The sequence below is a fragment of the Kribbella sp. NPDC051952 genome (genome assembly GCF_040680855.1).
Lineage (GTDB): Bacteria > Actinomycetota > Actinomycetes > Propionibacteriales > Kribbellaceae > Kribbella.
Window position 1 is genome coordinate 1 of the sequence record NZ_JBFAXQ010000049.1, and the last position, 23,992, is coordinate 23,992.

Below are 23,992 nucleotides of genomic sequence, written 5' to 3' on the forward strand. Positions count from 1 at the left end.
CCGCTCTCAGGGCAATCTCACACATTGGGATGCCTACTGAGCGTAATTTGTTCGGGACCGGCTCTAGAGTGAGGGGTATGGAGCCAGACCGGGGCTGAACGGTCCCTCGAAGTTGGTCCGGAGCGACTGCCGGATGATCGCCGTACGGTCGTCGTACCAATGGATCTGGTGGTCGGGGCTGGTCGGATCGGTGCCGTCGTCCCAGTGCGCGGGGAAGCTCATGCCGGAATTGTCGGTCATAGCAGGGACACTGGGACCGTGCGAGGGGATCCGTCGGTGCTGCATGTCGATCTGGACGCGTTCTTCGCGGCCGTCGAGCAGCGGGACAAGCCGTCGCTGCGGGGCAAGCCCGTGGTCGTCGGCGGCGTCGGTGTCCGCGGGGTCGTGTCGACCGCGTCGTACGAGGCCCGCAAGTACGGCGTCCGCTCCGCGATGTCGACCGCGGAAGCGCGGTCCCGTTGCCCACACGCGGCGTACCTGGGTCCGCGGTTCGAGGTGTACCGGCAGTCGAGCCAGGCGGTGATGGCGGAGATGCGGGGGCTCTCGCCGCTGGTCGAGCCGCTGTCGCTGGACGAGGCGTTCATCGACTTGGCCGCGGCCGGGCTGAGCGGGCTCACGGTCGACGACGTCGAGGCGATCTCTCGCGATCTGAAAGCGGCGATCCACAAGGCGAGCGGCGGGCTGACCGCGTCGGTGGGCGCGGGGACATCGAAGCTGATCGCGAAGATCGCGAGCGACCTCGACAAGCCGGACGGTGTGGTCGTCGTACCTGCGGGGACGGAGGCCGAGTTCCTCGCGCCGATGCAGGTGACAGTGATCCCGGGTGTCGGACCGGCGACGGCGCAGCGGTTGAGCATGGCCGGCGTTCGTACGGTCGCGGACCTGCAGCAACTCGACGAGGACGAGCTGATCCGTCAGGTCGGATCCGCGCACGGCTCGAGCCTGCACCGGCTCGCGGTCGCCGCCGACGACCGGCCGGTGGTGAGCGACCGGGAGACGAAGTCGGTCAGTGTCGAGGACACCTTCGAGACCGACATCATCGACCGCGCGCTGCTCGCCGCGATCGGCGACCGGATGGCCCACCGCGTCTCCGAACGCCTGCAGAAGGCCCAGCTCTCCGGCCGGACGGTCACGGTGAAAACCCGCATGCACGACTTCACCACCCACACCCGCTCGTCCACGCTGGCCGGGCCGACCGACGACGCCCGCGTGATCGCCCGGGTCGCACGCCGGCTGCTCGACGACAGCGAGATCGGCGGCGGCATCCGATTGCTCGGAGTGGGCGTCTCGTCACTCGCCGACTGGATCCAGGACGACCTCTTCACCGAGAGCGAGCACTCCGAGGCGCCGCTCGAGGTGATCGAGTTGCCCGAGCGGCCACGCGACCAGATCGGGTTCTACCCGGGTCAGGATGTCGCGCATCCGGACCACGGGCGCGGCTGGGTCTGGGGCTCCGGACGCGGCCGCGTCACGGTCCGCTTCGAGACCGCCGACACCCGGCCCGGCCCGGTTCGCACGTTCGCCGTCGACGACCCGGCGCTGTCAAAAGTGGTCCACGGTGCCCCGGATGAAGACGACGGACCCGAAAAGGACCAGAATGAGCCAAATGAATGAGGAACGGCGGGGGGTTTACCCGTTCTGCGGTCCGTGTGCGTCGTCGTCGGTCGCTTGGCGTGCTGCCGGGGCGGCCGGCCCGATGGGGAGTCGCTTCTACGGGCATCGCGACATCTGCGAGAACTGCGGGTCGTCGGTACGAACGCTGTACAGCACGATCCTGTGGATCCCGGTGTCGAAGGTGGGCCGGTACCGGATCATCCCGACCGGCGGCCGGACGTTCATCGGCCGGAAGGTGATCGATCAGCCGGTCGTCACGGTCGTCCAGCGTCAGCCGGTGTCGGCACTCGTGGATTACCCCGAGCTCGACAGTGATCCGTCGTACCGACAGGCCGAGGCGTACTGGGAGCAGAGTGAGCCGGGTCAGGCGCTGCCCTTCTACCAGTCGGCGCTGGCCGATCGGGAGAAGGTGCTCGCGGCGGATGATCCGGCGACACTGCGGGTCCGGCTGCGCGTCGCGCAGGGTTTGCTGGCGACCAGGAACTACGGACGGGCGATCGCCTGGTTCGAGCTGCTGGGTCCGCAACTGGCCAGGGTGTTCGGGCCGAACCACGACCTGACCCGGGCCGCGACCGAGGCAGTCACCGGCGCGCGCCTGATGGTTGGCGGACCGCGGTCCGAGGCGCAGTTGCTCGCCGACATCGTCGCGGTCGACGCGGAAGGGTTCGACCGGCGCGATCCGCAGCTACTCCGCGACCGGGCCGCGCTCGGGCGGGCGTTGCTCGCGTGTGGCGAGATCTCCGACGCCCTCGACGCGCTGACGACGACCGTCAGCGACGCCGAGCCGGGTCACCCTGATACGTCGGTCTATCGCGCGGCACTGGTGGAGGCGTGCGAGGTGGCCGAGGCTCGAGGGAAGAAGCGCGACGTGGTCGCGGTGGGGCAGGCGCGGCGGTTGCTCAGCGGCGAAGGCGCACCGACAAGCACGTGACACAGCCCTCGAGCTTCTCGAACTCGCTGATGTCCACGACGACCGGCGTGTAGCCGAGCTGCTCGAAGAGCTCCGCGGACGTCGGCGCCGACGCGGCCATCAGCAGCCGGCCCTCCCCCAGCAGGACGACGTGCGATCCCGCCTCCTCGGGCACGGCACGGAACCGGTCGAACGCCGTCGCGTCGTCGACGAGTGGCTCGTAGCCGATCACGGTGCCGTCGGGCAGCGCGGTCACGGCCGACTTCAGGTGCAGCACCTTGTGGACCGGTACCGCGCGTACGTCGGCTGCCGGCAACGCCTCCTGGAGCTGCCGGATGCCTTCGGCGTTCGTGCGACCACCCAGACCGACGTACACGGTCGAGCCGATCTTGAGTACGTCGCCACCGTCGAGCGTGCCGGGATCCGTGATGTGGGTGATGCGGTAGCCCTGCTCCCCCACCGTTCGCGCTGCGGCCGCGGCCTCCGGACGGCGCTCGTCGGCGCCGGAGCGCGCGATCACGGCGACCTCGCCGTACACGACCATCGTGTCCTCGATGAAGACGCCGTCCGGGCACTCGTCGATCGCCGGGACCTCGACCGTGCTCCACCCGTGCGCCTCGAGGGCGTCGACGTACCCCTGCCACTGGCGGACGGCCAGGTCGGCATCGACCGGGGTGCGTTCGATGTGGGTGATGAGCCCCTCGGCGAGGCGCGGGCTGGGACGGCGGATCAGGGCTGCGGGCATGTCCGCAGGTTAACCGGGTACCGGGAGGGTCCTGTGAGAGAGAGGGAAGCGGATGCCGAAGATCCTGCCCGCAGCGGGTGGTGACGTGGTCGAGATCATCCTGGCGGACCACCGCTGGTTCGAAGAGGCGCTGCGCGAACTGCGTGACGTCCAGAGCGACCGGGCCGCGGTGCTGGCCGACCTGGCCACCGTGCTGATCGCGCACGCCGAGGCCGAGGAGTCGAAGGTCTACCCGGAGCTCCGGAAGAAGGATGCGATCGACGCCGAAGAGGTCGAGCACTCCGAGCACGAGCACGACGAGGGCAACGAGGCACTGCTCGAGCTGATGGAGGTCGACGACACCGGCAGCGAGGAGTTCGGCGACAAGCTGCACGAGTTGTCCGAGGCCCTCAGCCACCACCTCGACGAGGAAGAGCGCGACGTGCTCAACCCGGCCCGGACCGACGTGTCCGAGGAGGTACGGCGCAAGCTGGGCGACAGCTTCGCCGAGGAGCGCGCCCGCTTGATCGAGTCCGGCTGTGGCGACATCGCCAACGTCCGCAAGATCGTGGCCCAGGCCGAGTAGCCGTAGGCCCGCCACATAGGGTTCCGGTGTGGCGGGCCTGCTGGAACATCGTGGATACGTACGGTTCTGGTTCGCCGATGCGGTGTCGACGGTCGGCTCGTCCGTCACCGGCCTCGCGTTGCAGGTCGTTGCCGTGGTCACCTTGCACGCGACCGGCGCCGAGGTCGGCATCCTCAACGCGGCCCGGTGGTTGCCGTATCTGCTCGTCGGACTGCTCGTCGGCGCCATCGTGGATCGCTATCGCCGGAAGCCGATCCTGGTCGGCGCCGACTTCGCGCGGGCCGTGGTCCTGGGAGTCATCCCGCTGGCCGCAGGTCTCGACGTACTGAGTCTGCCGCTGCTGATCGCGGTCGTCCTTGTCTTCGGAACGCTGTCCCTGGTGTACGACGCCGCCCACCAGTCGTTCCCGCCCGCACTCGTGCCGACCGGCTTGCTCACTTCGGCGTACGCGCGGCTGGAGCAGACCAGCGCGGTCGCGCAGACCGGTGGCCCGGTGTTCGCCGGGGCAATGATCAAGGTCCTCGGCGCACCGATCGCGATCCTCATCGACGCCGTCTCCTATCTCCTCTCCGGCGTCGTACTCGCGACCGTCCGGACCCGCACCGAGGAAGTTGCCGAGCGCACCGATCAGCCGCGGAACCTGCGCCGGGAGATGGGCGAAGGACTGCGCTGGGTGTATCGCGACAGTCCACTCGCCCCGATCACGCTGACCTCCCATGTCTGGTTCGTGTTCCAGGGCGTGATGACGACGGTCTATGTGGTCTTCGTGCTGAACACGTTGGGGTGGAGCCCGGCCTGGCTCGGCGTGACCTACGCCTTCACGGGCATCGGCTCACTGATCGGAGCGACCGCCTCAGGCTGGGCCGGCCGGAGGTTCGGGGTCGGCCCGGCGATCATCGCCTGCCGTTGGCTCAGCCCGGTCTCGTTCCTGACCGTCCCGCTGGCTTCGGATGATGCCTTCGGCATCGTCCTGCTCTGCGCCGGCCAACTCGTGCTGGGCTTCTCGCTCGGCGTCGACAGCCCGATCGAGATGGGCTGGCGTCAATCCATCACGCCCAGCGCCCTGCTCGGCCGGATGAACGGGACCACCCGATCCTTCAACCGAGCCGCGATCGTCATCGGCGCACCCGCCGGCGGCCTGATCGCCGACCACTACGGCACGCGTACGGCGCTGTGGGTCGGCGTCGGCGGGATGGTCCTCCAAGCGGTTCTGCTGCACCGCTCGTCGTTCCGGCACGCGCGGCTCACAACCCCAGCGTGAGACCTTCCTCGGCCGCGATCACTTCACCGTCGAACTCCTGCCTGGCCTCGGCCACCGAGATCCCCCGCTCCGAGCCCGGCCAGAAGTGCGTGAGCAGAAGCCGGCCGGCACCACGCGCACCGCGACCCGCCTCGGCCGCGGTCATGATGTAACGCGGTGTTGTCTGCGGCGACGGGCCTTGCAGGGTCGCATCGGATATGAACAGATCCGTGCCCTCGGCCAACTTCCGCAGCTCCGGTGACGGACCACTGTCACCGGTGTAGGCGACAGTCACGCCGGGTGCGGTCAGCCGCACCCCGAGGTTGGTCTTGTAGTGCGGCAACTCGACAGTCTCCACCGCGAACGGTCCGAGTTGTGTCGTCGTCGCCAGGTCGTGTACGGCGAAGACGGTCGCCGGATCCGGCTCCGGCTCAAGAGCACGCAGTACGTCGAGGACGCCCGGCGGGCAATGCAGCGGGATGGGCGGTGCGTCCGGTGCTTCGTAGTACCTGACCCGGGCGAGCGCACTGACGTCGACGCAGTGATCAGGGTGCTGGTGGGTCACCACGACCGCGTCGACCTCGCCCTTCGGAGCGTGCTCGAGGAGTCGTGGCAGAGCGGCGTACCCGAGGTCGAGGACCACGCGGAAGCCGTCGTACTCGAGCAGGAAGCCGGCGCAGGCGCGGCCGGCTTCGGGCCACGCACCACAGGAGCCGAGGACCGTGAGGGATCTCAACGAACCGTCGCGAACGGCTGGTCGGTCGGCACGATCTCCTTGCCGAGCGGAAGCAGCGAGATCGGGATCAGCTTGAAGTTCGCTACCCCCAGCGGGATGCCGATGATCGTCAGGCAGAGCGCGATCCCGGTGGTCAGGTGACCCAGCGCCAGCCACCAGCCGGCGAAGACGATCCAGATCAGGTTGCCGATCACGGCGCCCGCACCGGCACTCGGCTTGTCGACCATCGTCCGGCCGAACGGCCAGAGTGTGAACCCGGCGATCCGGAACGCGGCGATGCCGAACGGGATCGTCACGATCAGCACACAGCAGATGATGCCGGCGACCGCGTAGCCGATCGCCAGCCAGAATCCGGCGAGCACCAGCCAGATCAGGTTGAGCAGTGTCCTCATGTCTCCCAGCCTGCCACCTGACGGGTGTGTTCCAGCACCAATCGGGCCACGAGTCCGGGATCGTTCCGGGGCATCCAGTGGCCACCCCTGACCACCTTCACGGTCAGGTTCGGGGCCCAGCGGGCGATGTCGGTCTGCAGCGGGGTGGTGACGAACGGGTCGGCATCGGGTGAGACCGCGAGAACGGGAACCTCGGTGTGCCGCTGCTCGGGCCGGAGCAGGCGCGGTAAGACGTTGGCCCGGTAGAGGTTGATGCCGTTCACGTAGTCGCCGAGTGAGCGCTCGCCCTGCTCGGGCTGCGCCTCGAGCCGGTTGAAGGCGCGGTGCGCCCAGCCCTTCCGCCAGCCGCGTTCGGGCAGCCAGGGCAGGTGGAAGTAGAAGATGTACCAAGAATGAAGCAGTTGCCTGACGACCGCCGCGTTGCGCTTCCTGAGGAAATGACCGGCGTGGTCCAGCGAAGGACCCGAGATCGACACGTACGACGCCACCCGGCCGCGCAGGCGGGCACTGGTGAGAAAGTGCCAGGACTGGATCGAACCCCAGTCATGTGCGAGCACGTGCACCGGCTGGTCGGGCGACACGGCGTCGAGCACCGCGACGAAGTCGTCCTCGAGCCGCTCCAGCCGGTACGCCGCTCGGCCGCGCGGGTGATCCGAGTCACCGGCGCCGCGAACGTCGTACGCGATGATCCGGAAGTCTGCCGCCAGGTGGTCGGCGACGGGCTCCCAGAGGGTGGCGTTGTCCGGGTAGCCGTGGACGCAGATGAGGACCGGCGCGGCGGGGTCGCCGTACTCGTGCAGGGCTATCCGGGTGCCGTCCCGGCTAGTAGTCGTCCGTGCTGAGGGTGGCAAAGGTCATCCCCGCTCTGGAGAGGCGTTCGCGCAGTGCTGGGCCCATGGCCGCGGCCGTCGTGGTCTGGCCGGCCGTCTTCGGCAGGTCGTCGAGCGCCAGGCAGAGCGCGCTCTCGCCGAGCATCTTCGCGGTCTCGTCGTACCCGGGATCGCCGCCGGCGACCTCGGTGATCACCTGCTTGCCGCCACCACGGCCGACGAAGCGGACGTTGAACCAGGACCTCGCGCGCTGCTCCGAAGTCGGGCCGTCGCCGCGCTTCAGCCTGCTGAGCAGGGCGTTGCGCACCGGTGGAACCTGGGCGGCCGTGACCAGGAAGCCGGCAGCGCCGATGCCGCCGGCAACCATCGGGAGGTTGTTCAGCGCCGCGTAGTGCGCGTAGCGGAAGTCGGGGCCATAGGCATCGAGCAGTCTGGCCGAGTAGGCCACGACCTGTGGGTCGATGGTCGGCAACGGGACCGCCCAGAACCCTTCCTGGCGATGGATCCGGCCGCGGACCGACTTCGCCGTACGGCCGACCGGGCGAGGCTCGGCCGCGCGGCGGGCGCGGTGTGCGTCGAGGTGCTGCTTCGGCCGGGAGAACGCCGTGAGCGCGGTGTGGAACGTGCCACCCGAAGGCCGGCCGGCCACGCGAAGCAGGCCGTCAACCTGGATCGGGACGCGTTCGGGCAGTTGCTCGACCGTGTACTGGACGCCGAGGTCGTACGGGATCGAGTCGAAGCCGCAGGCGTGCACGATCCGGGCGCCGGTCTGGACAGCACGCTCGTGGTAGCGGACATACATGCGGTCGACGAACTCAGGTTCGCCGGTGAGGTCGACGTAGTCCGTCCCGGCGTCGGCACAGGCGGCGACGAGTGGTTCGCCGTACTGGATGTACGGGCCGACCGTGGTGGCGACGACCTTGGTCGATTCGGCGAGGGCCTGGAGGGACTTCGGGTCGGTCACGTCGGCGTGCAGGACGTCCTTGCCGAAGACCTCCAGTTTCTTGTGGTTGCGTCCGGCAACGGCCCACTTGAGGTCGGCGGGCGCGTTCTTCGCCAGGTACTCGGCGGTGAGCGCACCCGTGAAGCCGCTCGCGCCGAGCAGGACAACGTCGTAGCTCACTGGTGGCCGGCCTTCTCCTCGTAGGCGAGTGCGGCCCGATCAGCCTTCGGCACGCTGAACCGCGAACCCGCCTCGATCACGTGCGGAATCACCCAGCGAAACACCTTCATCGCGCCGATCCAGCCGGGTACGTGCACGGTCCGCGAGCGCTTGGTGATGCCGGCCACGAACTTGTCCACCGCGAAGTCGAGCGGGTACACCTTGCTCGCCAGCGGGATGCCGGTCCGGACCTTGCCGAACACCGGGTGCTCGTCCACACCACGCACCATATCGGTGTCCACGAACGTCATGTGCGCAACGCCGACCCGCACGCCGAGGTGCTTGAGCTCCGGCCGCAGCGTGTCGCCCATCGCCTCGACCCCGGCCTTGGCCACGTTGTACGACGCGAGCCCGGGGATGTGCACGATCGCCGCGAGCGACGAGACCAGCAGCAGGTAGCCCTTGCTCTCGAGCAGGTGCGGCAGAGTGAGGTGAACCGTGCGCCAGACGCCGTACAGGTCGACGTCGAGGACTCGCTCCCACACCTCCGGGTCCATGCTCCGGGTGAAGCCGGGCGCCGCGATACCGGCGTTCGCCATCACCACGTCGATCCGGCCGTAGCGCTCGGCCACCGACTCGACCGCCGTCCGCAGCGACTCGGTGTCGGTGACGTCGGCCTCCCACCAACCGGCGTCCGGGCCACAATCCTCCGCGACCCTCTTCAGCTCGTTCGGCTCCAGGCCGATCAGTGCGAGCTTGGCGCCCTGGCCGGCCAGCTTGCGGGCGACCGCGGCCCCGATCCCCCGGGACGCACCGGTGATGAGGACGACCTGACCGGGCAACGGGCGCATCTGGACCTCCAGCTTGTTGAGTGGGTACTCAACAGTAAGTGCTTATTGACCGAATACTCAATAGACTTCGCCCATGACCGAGATCTCGTCTGCCCGCCTGCGCCCCGACGAACGGCGTGCGCAGATCCTCGCCGCGGCGCGACGCGTCCTGTTGGCCGACCCGCACCGCGAGCTGACCGTCGAACTGGTCGCGGCCGAGGCCGGCGTCTCCCCCGCCCTGCTGTTCCACTACTTCGGCTCGAAGAAGAAGTTCCAGTACGCCGTGATCGAAGAGGCAGCTGCCGAGGTCATGCTGCGAACGGCCCCCGACCCCGCACTCCCACCCGGGGAGCGACTGCGGTCGGGCATCCGCGCGTTCGTGCGCGCCGTACTCGAGGCACCGCAGCTCTACCGCGCCACCCTGCTCATGTCGGCCGCCGGCGATCCCGACGTACGCGCGTTGCACTCCGAGGTGCGCCAGGTCTTCAGCCAATGGGTGATCGGCGCGGTCGCCGAGCGCGGGATCACGGTCACCCCGACAGTCGAACTCGCCTGTCACGGCTGGCAGGGCTACGTCGAACAGACCCTCCTTCTCTGGATCGACAACCCAACCGTCTCCGCCTCGGTCCTGGAACACCTCTGCGAACAGTCCCTGGACGCAATCCTCACGACAACCGACTGAGCACAGTCAGCGCCTGCTCTAGGACGATCGACTGAGCGCGGTCAGCGCCTGCAGGGTGGTCGTGGCGAGCTGAGCGGTTTGGTCGGCGCCGATGGCTCTGTCGAGCTCTTGGTCGATGCCGTTCAGGATCGCTCGGCAGCGGTCGAGCAGTTCCCGTCCTGACTCGGTGACTTTCAGGTCGGCGGTCCGGCCGCGGCCAGGTGCCGTGAGTCGCTCGACCGCACCCAGTTCCTCGAGCTGCCGCAGGGTGGACTGCATGCTCTGAGTCGTGATCCCGTCCCGCCTGGCGAGTTCGCTGTACGACAGGCCGGGGTGATGGGCCAGATGGCCGAGCGCCGAGAAGTGACGCATCGACAGCCCTTGCCGGCGGAGCTCGGTCTCGGCCCGGTCGCGAAGCTGCCGCCCGAGCATCATCAACAGCAGCGCGGCACTGATCGGCGGCTGCCCGGTCTCTTCCATCCCGCCATCATCGCAGGTTTCAGCTTGGCTGATACTTGAGTTACAGTCTGCCTGAAACTCAAGCCTCGGGAGTGCGATGAACAAGTTCCTGCTCAGCGTCCACGTACTGGCCGCCATCATCTTCATCGGCCCGGTCACGGTCGCCGCCAGCATGTTCCCACCCCTGGCCCGCCGGACCCTGGCCGCAGATTCGCCCGACCCCGCCGCCCTGAACCTCCTCCACCAAATCACCCGCGTCTACGCGATCGGCGGGCTGATCGTGCCCGTGTTCGGCATCGCGGTCGGCGCGGGACTCGGCGTGCTCGGCGACTACTGGCTGATCATCTCCATGGTCCTCACCGCACTCGCCGCCGGCGTGCTCGCCTTCGCGGTGCTCCCAGCCCAGGCCCGCGTTCTCGCGGCTGCCGACGCGACTCCCGACGTACGGGCCGGTCTGCTGCCACAGGCCAAGGTGTTGTCGATGACGACGGGAATCTTCGCCCTGCTCTGGGCGGTCGTCGTGGTCCTGATGGTGGTCCGTCCCGGCTCCACGACGGGTGTCTGACGATGAAGCTGCTCAAGATCGCTGCGGCTGTCGAAGCGGTGACCGTGTGCCTCCTGTTCCTGAACCTCTTCACGGTGCACTGGCCGGCTGTGTCGTCCGCACTCGGCCCGACCCATGGGACGGCGTACCTGGTGACGATCGTGACGACGCTCGCGACGGCCGGCGCCTCGGTCCGCGCGAAGCTGCTGGCGTTCGTCCCCGCCGTCGGCGGGTACCTGGTGCTGCGCGAACTGTCGGCGCGCAAACGCTAGGGTTCTGGGGTGCTGACGGTTGCCACGGTTAATGTGAATGGGATTCGGGCTGCGGTTCGGCGTGGGATGGGGCCGTGGTTGGCGGCGACCGATCCGGACTTGTTGTTGATGCAGGAAGTCCGGGCGACGGACGAGGTGCTGCGGGAGCAGCTGGGTGGCGACTGGGACATCGCGCATGCGGAGCCCTCGATCGACGGGCACAAAGGGCGTGCGGGTGTCGCGGTGGCGAGCCGGCGTCCGATCAAGGACATCCGCGGCGAGATCGGGCCGGAGCGGTTCGCGGGTTGCGGACGCTGGGTCGAGGCAGACGTCGTACTGGACGACGGGTCGACGCTGACCGCGGTGAGCACGTACGTGTTCACGGGCGAGTTCGAGACGCCGCCTCGGCAGGAGGAGAAGTACGCGTTCCTCGACGCGATCACTGCCCGCCTGACCGAACTGCGCGCCGACGGGCGGCACGTGCTGATGTGCGGCGATCTCAACATTGCCCACCGCGAGGAGGACCTGAAGGCCTGGAAGGCGAACCGCAAGAAGAGCGGTTTCCTCCCCGAGGAACGCGCCTGGATGGATCGCTTGTTCGAGGCCGGCTGGGTCGACCTCGGCCGGCGCTTCGGCGGCGACGGGCCGGGCCCGTACTCCTGGTGGTCCTGGCGCGGCAAGGCCTTCGACAACGACGCCGGCTGGCGCATCGACTACCAAATCGCATCCCCCGAACTGGCCGCCGCAGCCACGACCTGCGTGGTCCACCGAGCCCCGACGTACGCCGAACGCTGGTCGGACCACGCGCCCGTCGTAGCGACGTACGACGTGTAGCCCTCACCCCGCATACGCTCAGGGCCATGCCTGAGCCTTCGTTCGTTCTGCCCACGCCGGACGTGGCCCGCGAGTCACACGAGGGCTTGGAGTTGTACCTGCCCGCGGCCGCAGAGCCCGCACCCGCCGTCATCTTGGTGCACGGCGTGCCGTACCAGGCCGAGGGACGATCGCGGCCGAGTGCGTGGCTGATCTACCAGGGCTACGCGAGCCAGCTCGCCGATCGTGGCTGTGTAGCCACCGTGGTCGATCACAGTCCCGACGGGTTGCCCGATGACGACCGCTCTCTGACTGCACTTTCCAAGGCGATCGCAGCCGTACGTGCCCACCCGCGGGTGGACGGCGACCGGGTCGGCTTGTGGTACTTCTCCGGAGGTGCACCGCTCTGCGTCGACCTTCTCCGGGACCCGCCGGCCTGGCTGCGCTGCCTGGGCCTGACGTATCCGGTCTTGGGTGACGGTGAGCTCGTCACGATCCGCGGGGTGCATCCGGTCGACGCAGTTGCGGGTGCCGGTGGCCTGCCGATCGTGATGACGGTGGTGGGGCGCGAGCTCCCGGATGTCGCGCCGACGCAGCCGCCGTTCATCGAGGCCGCCCGGGCTGCCGGGGTCGCGCTCGAACTCATCGAAGTACCCGACGGGCGGCACGGATTCGACGTACTGGATCACACGGACGAGTCGCGTGCCGCGGTTGCTGCTGCGCTGACTGTTATGACCATGAAATTGGGGGTCCCTGCCGGGTAGTCTCGCGGCATGTCCGAGTTGAACTCTGTGCCTGAGCCTCCGATTGCCGCCAAGAAGGCGGTTGAGCGTCGCCACCACGGCGATGTGTTCGTCGACGAGTACGAGTGGTTGCGGGACAAGACCGACGACGAGGTGCTGGCGTACCTGCGCGCCGAGAACACCTACACCGAGGCACGCACCGCGCACCTGGAATCGTTGCGTGAGGCAATCTTCCAGGAGATCTCGGACCGCACGCTGCAGACCGACCTGAGCGTCCCCGCCCGGCGCGGCGGCTACTGGTACTACTCGCGCACGATCGAGGGCCAGCAGTACTCGCTGCACTGCCGGGTGAAGGTGGACGGCGACGAGCCGCCGGCGACCGACGGTGAGATCGCCGGCGAAGAGGTGATGCTGGACGGCAACGAGGTCGCCGCCGACTCCGAGTTCTTCTCCCTCGGCACCATCGACATCTCCCCCGACGGCCGGCTGCTCGCGTACTCCGTCGACCTCAAGGGCGACGAGCGGTTCACCCTGCGGATCAAGGATCTGAGCACCGGCGAGCTGCTGCCCGACGAGCTCCCCGAGGTGCACTACGGCTCGGCCTGGTCCGGTGACGGGTCGACGATCTTCTACACCAAGGTCGACGACGCCTGGCGCCCGTACCAGGTCTGGCGGCACACCCTCGGTACGACGGACGACGACGTACTGGTGATGGAGGAGCCGGACGAGCGGTTCTGGGTCGGCGTCGACCTGACTCGCAACGAGCAGGCGATCCAGATCGCGCTCGGCAGCAAGCTCACCAGCGAGGTCTGGCTGCTCGACGCGAACGACCCCACCGGCGAGCCCGTCGTGGTCAGGCCGCGCCAGGAGGGCGTCGAGTACGACGTCGAGCACGCCGGCGACCAGCTGCTGATCACGCACAACGCGGACGCGTCCAACTTCTCGCTGGCCTCCGCGCCGCTGGACTCCCCCGGCGACTGGACCACGCTGATCGAGGGCGACGAGACCAGCCGCCTGCTCGGCACGGACGCCTTCGCCGACCACGTGATCCTGTACCGCCGTCGCGACGCGCTGACCGAGCTCGCCGTCATGCGCCGTACGCCGGAAGGTTTCGGAGCGCCGGAGGTGCTCGAGTTCGACGAGCCGATCTACACGGTCTCCCCCGGACGCAACGACGAGTGGCACGACACCCGGTACCGCTTCGGGTACACGTCGCTGGTCACACCGGGTTCGACGTACGACGTGGACGTCGCGACCGGCGAGCGGCGACTGCTGAAGCAGCAGCCGGTGCTCGGTGACGTGGATCTCGGCGCGTACACGCAGTACCGCGAGTGGGCGACCGCGTCGGACGGGACGAAGGTGCCGATCTCGATGGTCGCGCGCAAGGACGTCGCGAAGGACGGCAACGCGCCGGTCGTGCTGTACGGCTACGGGTCGTACGAGAGCTCGATGGATCCGTGGTTCTCGATCGCGCGGTTGTCGCTGCTGGACCGCGGCGTCGTCTTCGCGATCGTGCACGTCCGTGGCGGCGGCGAGCTCGGCCGGCACTGGTACGACGACGGCAAGATGCTGACCAAGCGGAACACCTTCACCGACTTCATCGCCGCGGCCGAGCACCTGGTCACGGCCGGCTGGACCCGGCCGGAGCGGATCGTCGCGCAGGGCGGCAGCGCCGGTGGCCTGCTGATGGGCGCGGTCGCGAACCTCGCGCCGTCGGCATTCGGCGGCATTGTCGCGGAGGTGCCATTCGTGGACGCGTTGACCACGATCCTGGACCCGTCCCTGCCGCTGACCGTGATCGAGTGGGAGGAATGGGGTAATCCGCTCGAGGACAAGGCCGTCTACGAGTACATGAAGTCCTACTCGCCGTACGAAAACGTCAGCGCGCAGCAGTATCCGCGGATCCTCGCGATCACCAGCCTGAACGACACCCGGGTGTTCTTCGTCGAGCCGGCCAAGTGGGTGGCGAAACTCCGGGCGACCGCGAGCGGCGACGTCGACGTACTGCTGAAAACCGAAATGGAGGCCGGTCACGGCGGGCGCAGCGGCCGGTACGACGCCTGGCGCGAGCTCGCCTTCTCCCTCGCCTGGGAGCTCGACACCCTCGGGCTGGCCTGAGCCGGCGGAATAAGTGCCCCCGGGTGTGTGTTGTGCAACACATACGGGGGCACTGGATCGTGTGATTCTGGACAGATTCTCAGCTTGGGCGCGGAGTGTTGCGCCTTATTGCACCGGATTCCTCCGGGACATCGGTTTCCACGGCGGAATCGCTGCCAGGAACTCTCAGGGAACGTTCAGGGTGTTTACACCATCGTGCTGGAATCTTGAACCTCACTCGAGCGTTGCTCTCCATGTAACGACGAAGGGAGTTTCGGTGGCTCGCACAGCTCGTGTCCGCAGCACGGACGACGGTATTGACGGCAAGGACAGCGTTGGTCTCTACCTTGAAGAGATCGCGCGTACGCCCCTGCTGACCGCAGAGGAAGAGGTCGAGCTCGCTGAGACGGTCGAGGCAGGTCTCCTGGCGGAGCAACTGCTGGCCGAGGGGCGGGTTGGACGCAAGAAGGGCGGAGCGCCCAAATATGCGACCGAGGAGGAGCTGGAGTGGCTGGCCGAAGCGGGCCAGCGCGCGCAGCAGCGGTTCGTGACCGCGAACCTCCGGCTGGTGGTATCGATCGCGCGCCGCTACGGACGTTCCCAGATGCCGCTGCTGGACCTGGTCCAGGAGGGCAATACGGGACTGATCCGCGCGGTGGAGAAGTTCGACTACCGCAAGGGTTTCAAGTTCTCGACGTACGCGACCTGGTGGGTGCGGCAGGCCATCACCCGCGGTATCGCGCAGCAGGCCCGAGTGGTCCGGCTGCCGGTGCACGTGGTGGAGCAGCTGAACCAGATCGGGTCGGCGCGGCGCACGCTGGAGCGCAAGCTCGGGCGTGAACCGGAGCTCGACGAGATCGCGGCAGAGCTGGACCTGGACGTGGAGCGGGTCACCGAGTTGATCCGGATCGGCCGGGACCACATCAGCCTGGACAACCCGATCGACGACGAGGGCGAGACCTCGCTGGGCGACCTGATCGCGGCCGAGACCGCGCCGGGGCCGGACCAGCTGGTCGCCGACGCGTCGGACCGCTCGGGACTGTTCAGCCTGGTCGACCAGCTCGACCCGCGGTCGGCGGACGTGATCCGGCGCCGGTACGGCCTGCACGACGGCCGTCAGGCGAAGCTCGCGGACATCGGTGCGGTGCACGGCATTTCGGCCGAGCGGGTCCGCCAGATCGAGCGCGAGGCGCTGGGCCGCCTCCGTCTGATGGCAGACCCGACGCTGGCCGCGTAACCCACCAACCGAAACCCCTCGAAGGACCCCCAGCCACTCCGGCTGGGGGTCCTTCTGATGTCAGGCCGCCGCTTCGTTCCAAGTGGCGATCAGCGGCGGGAGCTCGGACAGGCGCTGGACGGTGGCGTCCGGCGTACCCTCCGTGTGGCCGATCTGCTCGACCGGGATCGCGCTGTGCGGGATGTGCGCGGTCCGCATGCCTACGTTCTGCGCGCCCCAGACGTCGTCGAACAGCCGGTCCCCCACGAACAGGCACCGCGCCGGCTCCGACACGTCAACCGCCCGCATCGCGGCCAGGAACGCCTCCGGGTGCGGCTTGGTGTACGGGATCTCGCTCGTGTAGACGGCACCGTCCAAGAGGTCGAGTACGCCGTCCCGCGCGAACAGGTCCTCATGCCGCTGCCGGGGCCACAGCGTGTTGGACAGTACGCCGACCTTCAGCCCCTGACCCCGGAGCGCCTGGAGTGTGTCGATGGCGTCCGGCTCGAGCACGGTGTGCGGGTCCCACTGACGCTCGTACTCCGCCAGGGCGGCCGGCGTCATCACCGCGTCCGCCAGCAGGCACACCTCCTCGAAGGTGCTGCTCAGGTGCTCCTCCTTGGAGCGCTTCCACACCGAGCTCTCCGCCTCTACCAGCCGGGCGGCCAGCTCCTCGGCGCGGGTCTCGTCGATCAGCTTCGCCACCGATCGCCAGGTGTCGTGCAGGTCGATGCTGTGCCAGGTTGCCAACGTGCCGCCCCAGTCGAACAGGACGGCTTCGATCTTCGCGTTCGTCACCTGGCTAACCCTGCCAGAGCCTGCCGACAGTCCCGAGTGATTTTTCTAGCTGCTGACGCGAGCGACCTGCTGACGCTTGGACAGCCAGACGACGGCCGCGGCATAGAACGCGAGCGACGGGACGTCCGACACCAGCAGCGTCCACGGCGCACCGCCCTGCACGTCCCAGCCGTCCAGCCCACCAGTTGCCGCTGGCAACAAGAACGCGAACAGGTTGTTCAGCGCGTGCAGCGCGATCCCCGCCTCCAGTCCCCCGGTCCGGATGGTCAGCCAGCCGACAGTCACTGCGAACAGGAACACATCGGTCATCGCCCAGCCGGTGTACCCGTGCGCGGACACGAACGCGGCCGCACCGATCACGATCCCGGGCCATGGCGTCCGGAACACCGTCCGAATCCACCGCGCGCGCCCGTCCTTCTGGTCCGGTCCATAAGCGCCGATCGCCTGGATCAGCCAACCGCGGAACACGAACTCCTCCGCCGCGGACTGGAACGGCACCAGGCAGATGATCACCAGCGCCGGTACGACGAACGCGCCGAAACCGACCCACGACCCGCCGTCATCGGTCCCCGCCGCGTCCTGACCCGGGAAGATCGCGTCGACCACGATGCCGAGGACGTATGACACCGCGATGTAGCCAACGCCGGGCAGGCAGCACATCAGCAGCCAGCGCCAGCGGATCCGGTTCAGGACGGACGCGACACTCCAGAACGGCCGCCGCTGGATCACCCAGGCAGTGAGCCCCACGATCGGTGTGAGCGCGCCGAGCATCACCAGCGTGATCGCCAGGTTCTCGGTGGCGCTCGGGAAGAGGTCGTTGCCCTGCGGCTGGATGGCGTCGTGCGTGATCAGGCTGTGGATGATCCCCCACACCAACGCCACGCCGGCACTGACGAAGAGCACTCCGGCGCCCAGGAACGCCGTACCGACCAAGGGCCGCCACCACGCGTGCTTCGCCGTACGAGCGAGGCGGTGGAACGGCGTACCCGACGGGGCCGGGATGATCCGGGGCTCGCGGTGGGCGAACTGGGCCGGGTGCGGCGGCGCGCCCCACTGCTGCGGGTACGGCGGCGGCTGCTGCGGGTACGGCGGCGGCGTACCCCACTGCTGTGGGTACGGCCCCGGCTGCGAGTATGGGCCCGGTTGCGAGGGCGGTCCGGGTTCTTGCGGGTCCATGACTGGACTCTAGAAGATCGGGCCAAGCGTTCAGTGGAGGGAAGCAGCATGGTGACTGATCCGACACCTGGCCCGGCCGCGGCGACACGAGCGCTGCCGCAGTCGGTGCTGATGCCGTTGACCGGTTCGGCGATCTTCATGGTCGTCCGGATCGAACCCGGCGGCGAGGAGACCGCCCGCGACCTGCTCGACCGCATTGCCGGTCTGGTGCGCTCCGTCGGCTTCCGCGTCCCTGCGGGCAACCTGTCCTGTGTCACGAGCATCGGGTCCGACGCTTGGGACCGCCTGTTCAGCGGACCACGGCCGGCCGAGCTGCACCCGTTCGTCGAGCTCCAGGGCGCCACCCACCGCGCGGTGTCGACGCCGGGCGACCTGCTCTTCCACATCCGGGCGGCCCACGAGGACCAGTGCTTCGAGCTCGCCAGTCAGATCATGAACGTTCTCGACGGCGCCGCGACCGTCATCGACGAGGTGCACGGCTTCAAGTACTTCGAGATGCGTGACCTGCTCGGCTTCGTCGACGGCACCGAGAACCCGGCCGGCTCCGCGGCCCACGACGCCGTACTGATCGGCTCCGAGGACCCGGACTTCGCGGGTGGCAGCTATGTGATCGTGCAGAAGTACCTGCACGACCTGAAGGCGTGGAACGCACTGACCGTCGAGCAGCAGGAGCAGGCGGTCGGCCGGTCCAAGCTCGAGGACATCGAGATGGACGACGACGTCAAGCCGAGCAACGCGCACATCGCGCTGAACGTCGTCGAGGACGAGGACGGCAACGAGCTGAAGATCCTGCGCGACAACATGCCGTTCGGCACCATCGGGTCGCAGGAGTTCGGCACCTACTTCATCGGGTACGCGAAGACCCCGTCGGTGACCGAGCTGATGCTGCGGCGGATGTTCATCGGCGAGCCGGAGGGCAACCACGACCGCCTGCTCGACTTCTCCACCGCAGTCACCGGCACGTTGTTCTTCACGCCGTCGGCCGACTTCCTGGACGACCTGCCGCCGGCGCCCTGAGGCTCACTCTCCGTTCAGCGGCGGGTTCGCGAACGCGACGGCGGTCCAGCGGAAGTAGGTCGGGTCGTCGAACGTGGTCGGGACCTTGCCCAGGCTGTTGATCACCGTGGACGCTCCGTTCGCGTGACCGACGGCGTACAGGTAACCGGACTTGGTGTCCTTGTCGATGCCGAGCAGGAGTACGCCGTACTGTCCGCAACGCTCGGCGATGAGCTGCTCGGCGCCCTGCCACGTGCGGCTGCGGACCTGCTTGACGATCGGCTTCATCGGGGAGCTGATCGGGATGCGGATCGTGTAGAGCGCGCCGCCCTTGGTGGTCGCGAGGAACGTGTCGTAGGTCCGCGTCTGGCTGATCAGGGCCATCGTCTTGACGGCACTGAAGCCGGGGTACGAGCCGGCGGCCTTCCAGCCGTTGTCCTGGCGCCAGCGGAAGAGGGTGCCGTCGTTGCGGAGGCCGTAGTAGTGGGTATGGGCGACGGAGCCGGCGTGGGCGCCCTCGTCGTAGACCGACTCCTCGAAGTACGAGAACTGGTCCCAGCCACCGCCGATGCGGTGGAACGTGACGGCGTCGGACTCGACGGCGCCGGTGCGGTAGCTCGCCTGGTACATGCTCGAGCCGAGTACGACCTCGCCGTAGTGCGCCCAGTCCGCCGGAACCTCCGGCTCGATCGTCCAGGTGCTGTGCAACCGCGTCGCCCCGGGCGCGAACCGGTCCGCTGCCTCGATGCCCTTGGCCGTGGCCTTGGGCGGCGTACCCGCGGTGATGCCCTGGGAGGTGTGGTCGCCGCCGGCGTTCACCGAGCCGAGGCTCAGGTTGCAGGCGGCCGTGGCCTTCGCCGGGCTGGTCGATTGGGCGTGAGCCGGCAGCGGGGCCAGCATTCCGGTGGCCAGTAGGGCCGCCGCGACAGATCTTCCGCGCATCAGTCTCCCCCTTCGAGGTTGCCTTCTGTTCCTCTCGATGCGCGGTCGGTGGTGAAAGTTGTTGGTTCACAGGATTGTCGGTGGGATGGGTGAGACTGGGGTCATGTTGCTCACCGAGGTGGTCGAGACGTCAGCCGCGCTGGCCGGGACCCGGTCGCGGCTGAAGAAGGCGGAGTTCATCGCCGGGCTGTTGTCGAAGGCCACCGAGCCGGCCGAGACCGAGATCGTGGTGACGTACCTGTCCGGCGAGCTGCGGCAGCGCCGGACCGGGGTCGGCTGGCGGACGTTGACGGACGCGCCGGAGCCGGCCGCCGAGCCGTCGCTCACGGTCGAGGAGGTCGACCAGGCGTTCGCCGAGTTGGCCGAGATGGGCGGCGCGGGAGTGCAGGCTCGTCGACGGACGGCGGTGGACGCGTTGTTCGGGCGGGCAACCGCGGACGAGCAACGATTCCTGCGGCTGCTCGTGGGTGGTGAGTTGCGGCAAGGCGCTCTCGACGGAGTGATGGCCGATGCGGTCGCGCGGGCCACTGGGATTCCGCTCGACAAGATCCGCGCCGCGACGATGTTGCGTGGTGCGGCCGCTCCGGTGGCTGTCGCCGTACTGACCTCGGGTGAGGCTGGGTTGGCGCAGTTCGGGCTGGAGGTCGGTCGCGGGGTACAGCCGATGCTGGCGCAGTCCGCGACCTCGGTGGAGGAGGCGTTGGCCAAGACGGGTACGCCGGCTGCCCTCGAGTGGAAGCTGGACGGGATCCGGATCCAGGTGCACCGCGACGGCGACAAGGTCGTGGTCTACACGCGGACGCTGGACGACATTACGACTCGCGTGCCTGAGGTGGTCACCGCCGTACTCGCGTTGGACGCTCAGCAGGTTGTGCTCGACGGGGAGCTGATCGCGCTGCGGTCCGACGGGCGGCCGGAGGCGTTTCAGGTCACGGGGTCGCGGACGGCGACGCGTGCTGCGACCGGTCCGGAGTCGGTGCCGTTGACGCCGTACTTCTTCGACGTCCTGCATCAGGACGGCGAGGACCTCCTCGGTCTGGATGGGGCTGCGCGGTTCGACTGGCTGGCGAAGTTGGTGCCCGAGGAGCGGCGGATTCCGCGGTTGGTGACGGACGATGCGGAGGCCGGGCAAGCGTTCTTCCTGGATGCGGTCAAGCGGGGGCACGAGGGTGTGATGGTGAAGTCGCTGACCTCGCCGTACGAAGCGGGCCGGCGGGGATCGGCGTGGGTGAAGGTCAAACAGACGCACACGCTCGACCTGCTCGTGCTCGCGGCGGAGTGGGGACACGGGCGTCGGACCGGCTGGCTGTCGAACCTGCATCTAGGCGCGCGGGACGAGGAGACCGGCGAGTTCGTGATGCTCGGGAAGACGTTCAAAGGGCTGACGGACGAATTGCTGCGCTGGCAGACCGAGCGGTTCCAGGAGCTCGCCGTGCGTCAGGACGACTGGACTGTGTATCTGCGGCCGGAGATCGTGGTCGAGATCGCGTTCGACGGCGTACAGACCTCGCCGCGGTATCCGGCCGGGATGGCACTGCGGTTCGCCCGGGTGCTGCGATATCGGGACGACAAGGTGCCGGGTGACGTTGATACGGTGCAGACCGTGCGGGAGATCCACGTGGGTCCCGGCTCCGACGAGGAAAGCGAGTCCGATGGCTGAGGATCCCGATGTCGTGTCCCGGCGGATCGCCCGGGAGGCACTGGACCGGGACGATCCGACCGGTTGGTTCGAGCACCTGTATTCCGCCGCGTCGGAAGGCACCGCGGTCGTGCCCTGGGATCGCGGTACGGCGCACCCGCTGCTGAGCGAGTGGATCGACGAGTCGCAGCCGGACGGGACCGGCCAGACCGCGTTGGTGATCGGCGCGGGAACGGGCTGGGACGCGGAGCTGATCGCGGACCGCGGATACGACACGACCGCCTTCGACATCTCCCCCACCGCGATCGAGACCGCGCGGCGGAACCACCCGGATTCGAAGGCGCACTACGTGATCGCCGACCTCCTCGCCCCGCCGGACGAGTGGCACCGGGCGTTCGACCTGGTGGTCGAGATCTACACGGTTCAGGCACTGCCGATTCCGTTGCAGGCTTCCGCGATCGAGCACGTCGGCGAGCTGGTCGCTCCCGGCGGCACCCTGCTGGTGATCCAGGCTGCCCGGCCGGACGACCAGGCTGACGCCGACATCGAAGGACCACCGTGGCCCCTGACGCGAGCGGCGATCGACTCGTTCGCGACTCCTGATCTTCGGATGATCCAGCTGACCGAGTCCCCCAGCCCGGTCGATCCCACCGTTCTCCGGTGGCGCGCTGAGTACCTTCGCGACTGAATGTCCTGGGCTCGGGTTGAACGGCTTGATGCGTCGCGGGTCATCGATCAGCTGGAGGAAGAGACCGGCGTACGCCTGACCTTTGACGGCCTCTGCGCCGGCGGGGAGGTCGGGGCTGCGTTCGTACGGTGGCCGTCCGGTCGGCGGTCGGTGCTGAAGTGGAGGCCGGGGACGCAGCTGTCGGCGTTGCAGGCTGGGCCATTGGCGGTCACGGAGGCGGTTCGGGCGGCGGGGCAGCCTGCGCCGGCAACCGAGTTGGCGGCGCAGCTCGGGTCGGCGATCGCAACCGTTCAGGAGTTGTTGCCTGGGGCTCCTATTCGGCAGCTGGGCGAAGCGGCGTTCGAGCAGGCGCTGGGGTTCAATCAGTTGCAGGACGGGTTGTTGGCGGATCGGCTGGATATCCCGACGCTGGATCTGTTCCTGGACAGCGATGGGCCGGGGTTTTGCTTGCACGGGCCGCTTCGGGCGCATGACCGGCGTACTGCTTGGTTGGATGACTGGGTGGTTGAGGTCGGTCGTCAACCTGCGGCACTGCGTGAGGTCGACGCGGTGCATGTGGACTTCCACCCGGGCAACCTGCTCGCGGTCGACGGTGAGATCACCGGGATCATCGATTGGGACGGCGCTGGGCGGGGTGATCGGCGGCTGGATCTGGTCACGCTGCGCTTCGGGGTGCGCTCTGACGGGCGGGTGGCGGAGCGGCTGGACGCCGTACTGGATGAGCTGCCGGCGGAGGTGTTGCGGCCGTTGTGGGCGCACATGAGTCTTCGGCTGGCGGACTGGGCGATCCGGCACGACACCCCCAGCGACGTCGCACACTGGCTCGACCTCGCCGAACGCAGGGTCGACTAGAACGACCGGATGGAAGAGCTGCCGCCGCTGGTGGAACGAGCACAGCACGCGGCAGCTGAGGCGGGGATGCCACTCCTCCGAAGCGGGCGGTTCTCGCTACCGATCCGCGGTTAGTGTCCACCGAGGTGGTGCTTCCGGGCCTGCGGAACTTGCTGCTCGTCGGCACCTGGATGGGCTGAACTCATGGGAACATATGTTCGATAATGCTGTAGACTTGGCCTATGGCGGGGCAGGTTGTGGGGCCGACGGCGTTGCGGATGATGCTGGGCAGTCATCTGCGGCGGTTGCGTGAGCGGGCGGAGGTGAGTCGGACCGACGCCGGATGGGCGATCCGGGGGTCGGAGTCGAAGATCAGCCGGCTGGAGCTCGGGCGGGTCGGCTTCAAGGAACGCGACGTCGAGGACTTGCTCAGTCTTTACGGCGTGACCGAGGCGCGGGAGCGGGATCGGCTGCTGCAGCTGGCGCGTGAGGCGAACGATCCTGGCTGGTGGCATCGGTACGGCGATGTGACGCCGGACTGGTTCGACTCCTACCTCGGGTTGGAGGAGGCCGCGGAGCTGATCCGGACGTACGAGATCCAGTTCGTGCCGGGGTTGCTGCAGACTGCTGAGTACGCGCGGGCGGTTGCGCGGTTGACGCCGGGGAATGCGCGGGCCGACGACGAGGTGGAGCGGATGGTCGCGCTTCGCACCCGTCGGCAGCAGATCCTCGACCGCGAGCCGCCGCTCAAACTCTGGGCCGTGATCGAGGAGTCAGTCCTCCACCGCCCGATCGGCGGCCCCGAGGTCCTCCGCCATCAACTCGACGCCCTCCAAGAGGCAGTCACCCGCCCCAACATCACCCTCCAAATCATCCCCCTGGCAAGCCCCGGCCACGCCGCCACCGGAGGAGCCTTCACCCTCCTCCGCTTTCCCCAACGAGACCTCCCCGACATCGTCTACCTAGAACACCTGACCAGCGCCCTCTACCTGGACAAACAATCCGACGTAGACACCTACGCCGAAGCCCTGGACCGCCTAACCACCACCAGCCCCCCACCAACCCAAACCCAATCCCTCCTAACCACCCTCCAAAACCAACTCCGCTAACCCGCGGCACGAGGCCTAGCTCAGACGGTCAAGGTGTTGGGGTGAGGGTGCTGTCACGTGTGAGC

General features: G+C 68.3%; 27 protein-coding genes. 16 read left to right on the plus strand and 11 right to left on the minus strand.

Translation table 11 applies throughout. The features are described from left to right. Positions 1-63: 63 nt before the first annotated feature. Positions 64-240, minus strand: a complete 177-nt coding sequence (locus AB0L70_RS40855; protein WP_363692316.1) for a hypothetical protein — start codon at positions 238-240, stop codon at positions 64-66. A gap of 18 nt (positions 241-258) precedes the next feature. Between AB0L70_RS40855 and AB0L70_RS40860 the strand changes: the two genes are divergently transcribed. Next, positions 259-1,614: a DNA polymerase IV gene (locus AB0L70_RS40860; RefSeq protein WP_363692317.1), complete on the plus strand. Its 1,356-nt coding sequence runs from the start codon at positions 259-261 to the stop codon at positions 1,612-1,614. Next, positions 1,607-2,545 (plus strand): tetratricopeptide repeat protein, encoded by a 939-nt coding sequence (locus AB0L70_RS40865; protein WP_363692318.1) that lies wholly within the window; start codon positions 1,607-1,609, stop codon positions 2,543-2,545. Before AB0L70_RS40860 ends, AB0L70_RS40865 begins: the two co-directional genes overlap by 8 nt. Here the strand turns inward: AB0L70_RS40865 and ddaH are convergent. Then, complete coding sequence (gene ddaH / locus AB0L70_RS40870) at positions 2,514-3,269, minus strand: dimethylargininase (protein ID WP_363692320.1); 756 nt, start codon at positions 3,267-3,269, stop codon at positions 2,514-2,516. The two genes, AB0L70_RS40865 and ddaH, sit on opposite strands and share 32 nt — an antisense overlap. 52 nt (positions 3,270-3,321) lie before the next feature. Here ddaH and AB0L70_RS40875 point away from each other — a divergent pair, with 52 nt between their 5' ends. Then, a complete protein-coding gene (locus AB0L70_RS40875) occupies positions 3,322-3,834 on the plus strand; it encodes a hemerythrin domain-containing protein (protein ID WP_363692321.1) in 513 nt (170 codons plus the stop codon). Positions 3,835-3,862: 28 nt separating this feature from the next. After that, positions 3,863-5,095 (plus strand): MFS transporter, encoded by a 1,233-nt coding sequence (locus AB0L70_RS40880; protein WP_363692323.1) that lies wholly within the window; start codon positions 3,863-3,865, stop codon positions 5,093-5,095. On the opposite strand, the gene AB0L70_RS40885 is transcribed toward AB0L70_RS40880, so the two are convergent. The 5 genes from AB0L70_RS40885 to AB0L70_RS40905 are packed head-to-tail and all read right to left on the minus strand — an operon-like array spanning position 5,079 to position 8,985. Continuing rightward, a complete protein-coding gene (locus tag AB0L70_RS40885; protein ID WP_363692324.1) occupies positions 5,079-5,810 on the minus strand; it encodes an MBL fold metallo-hydrolase in 732 nt (243 codons plus the stop codon). The two genes, AB0L70_RS40880 and AB0L70_RS40885, sit on opposite strands and share 17 nt — an antisense overlap. Then, positions 5,807-6,202, minus strand: a complete 396-nt coding sequence (locus AB0L70_RS40890) for a YccF domain-containing protein (protein WP_363692325.1) — start codon at positions 6,200-6,202, stop codon at positions 5,807-5,809. Before AB0L70_RS40890 ends, AB0L70_RS40885 begins: the two co-directional genes overlap by 4 nt. Then, complete coding sequence (locus tag AB0L70_RS40895; RefSeq protein ID WP_363692326.1) at positions 6,199-7,053, minus strand: alpha/beta fold hydrolase; 855 nt, start codon at positions 7,051-7,053, stop codon at positions 6,199-6,201. The genes AB0L70_RS40890 and AB0L70_RS40895 overlap by 4 nt, the downstream gene beginning before the upstream one ends. Continuing rightward, complete coding sequence (locus AB0L70_RS40900; RefSeq protein WP_363692327.1) at positions 7,025-8,155, minus strand: saccharopine dehydrogenase NADP-binding domain-containing protein; 1,131 nt, start codon at positions 8,153-8,155, stop codon at positions 7,025-7,027. Before AB0L70_RS40900 ends, AB0L70_RS40895 begins: the two co-directional genes overlap by 29 nt. Then, positions 8,152-8,985 carry an SDR family oxidoreductase gene (locus AB0L70_RS40905; RefSeq protein ID WP_363692328.1) on the minus strand — a complete coding sequence of 278 codons (834 nt, stop codon included), beginning with the start codon at positions 8,983-8,985 and terminating at the stop codon, positions 8,152-8,154. Before AB0L70_RS40905 ends, AB0L70_RS40900 begins: the two co-directional genes overlap by 4 nt. Before the next feature lie 73 nt (positions 8,986-9,058). Here AB0L70_RS40905 and AB0L70_RS40910 point away from each other — a divergent pair, with 73 nt between their 5' ends. Beyond that, the gene (locus AB0L70_RS40910; protein WP_363692329.1) at positions 9,059-9,646 is read left to right on the plus strand and encodes a TetR/AcrR family transcriptional regulator; all 588 of its coding nucleotides are present in this window, start codon (positions 9,059-9,061) and stop codon (positions 9,644-9,646) included. Positions 9,647-9,664: 18 nt separating this feature from the next. On the opposite strand, the gene AB0L70_RS40915 is transcribed toward AB0L70_RS40910, so the two are convergent. Then, on the minus strand, positions 9,665-10,105 hold the full coding sequence (locus AB0L70_RS40915) for a MarR family transcriptional regulator (RefSeq protein ID WP_363692330.1): 441 nt from the start codon (positions 10,103-10,105) through the stop codon (positions 9,665-9,667). 76 nt (positions 10,106-10,181) lie between these two features. On the opposite strand from AB0L70_RS40915, the gene AB0L70_RS40920 reads away from it, so the two are divergent. From AB0L70_RS40920 to AB0L70_RS40945, 6 genes are all read left to right on the plus strand, one after another. Further along, positions 10,182-10,649 (plus strand): DUF2269 family protein, encoded by a 468-nt coding sequence (locus tag AB0L70_RS40920; protein ID WP_363692331.1) that lies wholly within the window; start codon positions 10,182-10,184, stop codon positions 10,647-10,649. A 2-nt stretch (positions 10,650-10,651) separates the two neighbouring features. After that, positions 10,652-10,900 (plus strand): DUF3817 domain-containing protein, encoded by a 249-nt coding sequence (locus AB0L70_RS40925; RefSeq protein ID WP_363692332.1) that lies wholly within the window; start codon positions 10,652-10,654, stop codon positions 10,898-10,900. Between the two features lie 9 nt (positions 10,901-10,909). Then, positions 10,910-11,713, plus strand: a complete 804-nt coding sequence (locus AB0L70_RS40930; RefSeq protein ID WP_363692333.1) for an exodeoxyribonuclease III — start codon at positions 10,910-10,912, stop codon at positions 11,711-11,713. Between the two features lie 26 nt (positions 11,714-11,739). Beyond that, positions 11,740-12,456 (plus strand): hypothetical protein, encoded by a 717-nt coding sequence (locus AB0L70_RS40935; protein ID WP_363692334.1) that lies wholly within the window; start codon positions 11,740-11,742, stop codon positions 12,454-12,456. Between the two features lie 9 nt (positions 12,457-12,465). Beyond that, positions 12,466-14,553, plus strand: coding sequence for a S9 family peptidase (locus AB0L70_RS40940; protein ID WP_363692335.1), 2,088 nt, complete (start codon positions 12,466-12,468; stop codon positions 14,551-14,553). Positions 14,554-14,809: 256 nt separating this feature from the next. Beyond that, positions 14,810-15,769: a sigma-70 family RNA polymerase sigma factor gene (locus AB0L70_RS40945; protein WP_363692336.1), complete on the plus strand. Its 960-nt coding sequence runs from the start codon at positions 14,810-14,812 to the stop codon at positions 15,767-15,769. A gap of 60 nt (positions 15,770-15,829) precedes the next feature. Here the strand turns inward: AB0L70_RS40945 and AB0L70_RS40950 are convergent, their stop codons facing one another. Continuing rightward, the gene (locus AB0L70_RS40950; RefSeq protein ID WP_363692337.1) at positions 15,830-16,546 is read right to left on the minus strand and encodes an HAD family hydrolase; all 717 of its coding nucleotides are present in this window, start codon (positions 16,544-16,546) and stop codon (positions 15,830-15,832) included. Between the two features lie 45 nt (positions 16,547-16,591). Beyond that, the gene (locus AB0L70_RS40955; RefSeq protein ID WP_363692338.1) at positions 16,592-17,722 is read right to left on the minus strand and encodes a type II CAAX endopeptidase family protein; all 1,131 of its coding nucleotides are present in this window, start codon (positions 17,720-17,722) and stop codon (positions 16,592-16,594) included. 48 nt (positions 17,723-17,770) lie between these two features. Between AB0L70_RS40955 and AB0L70_RS40960 the strand changes: the two genes are divergently transcribed. Continuing rightward, the gene (locus AB0L70_RS40960; protein ID WP_363692339.1) at positions 17,771-18,739 is read left to right on the plus strand and encodes a Dyp-type peroxidase; all 969 of its coding nucleotides are present in this window, start codon (positions 17,771-17,773) and stop codon (positions 18,737-18,739) included. 3 nt (positions 18,740-18,742) lie between these two features. Here AB0L70_RS40960 and AB0L70_RS40965 read toward each other — a convergent pair whose 3' ends face one another. Next, positions 18,743-19,660: a hypothetical protein gene (locus AB0L70_RS40965; RefSeq protein ID WP_363692340.1), complete on the minus strand. Its 918-nt coding sequence runs from the start codon at positions 19,658-19,660 to the stop codon at positions 18,743-18,745. A gap of 85 nt (positions 19,661-19,745) precedes the next feature. On the opposite strand from AB0L70_RS40965, the gene AB0L70_RS40970 reads away from it, so the two are divergent. The 4 genes from AB0L70_RS40970 to AB0L70_RS40985 all read left to right on the plus strand — a co-directional run bounded on the left by AB0L70_RS40970 (position 19,746) and on the right by AB0L70_RS40985 (position 23,927). Next, complete coding sequence (locus tag AB0L70_RS40970) at positions 19,746-21,320, plus strand: ATP-dependent DNA ligase (protein WP_363692341.1); 1,575 nt, start codon at positions 19,746-19,748, stop codon at positions 21,318-21,320. Next, complete coding sequence (locus AB0L70_RS40975) at positions 21,313-21,987, plus strand: class I SAM-dependent methyltransferase (protein WP_363692342.1); 675 nt, start codon at positions 21,313-21,315, stop codon at positions 21,985-21,987. The genes AB0L70_RS40970 and AB0L70_RS40975 overlap by 8 nt, the downstream gene beginning before the upstream one ends. Next, the gene (locus AB0L70_RS40980; protein WP_363692343.1) at positions 21,988-22,839 is read left to right on the plus strand and encodes a phosphotransferase; all 852 of its coding nucleotides are present in this window, start codon (positions 21,988-21,990) and stop codon (positions 22,837-22,839) included. A gap of 221 nt (positions 22,840-23,060) precedes the next feature. Beyond that, complete coding sequence (locus tag AB0L70_RS40985) at positions 23,061-23,927, plus strand: helix-turn-helix transcriptional regulator (protein ID WP_363692344.1); 867 nt, start codon at positions 23,061-23,063, stop codon at positions 23,925-23,927. The last annotated feature ends 65 nt before the right edge of the window (positions 23,928-23,992 follow it).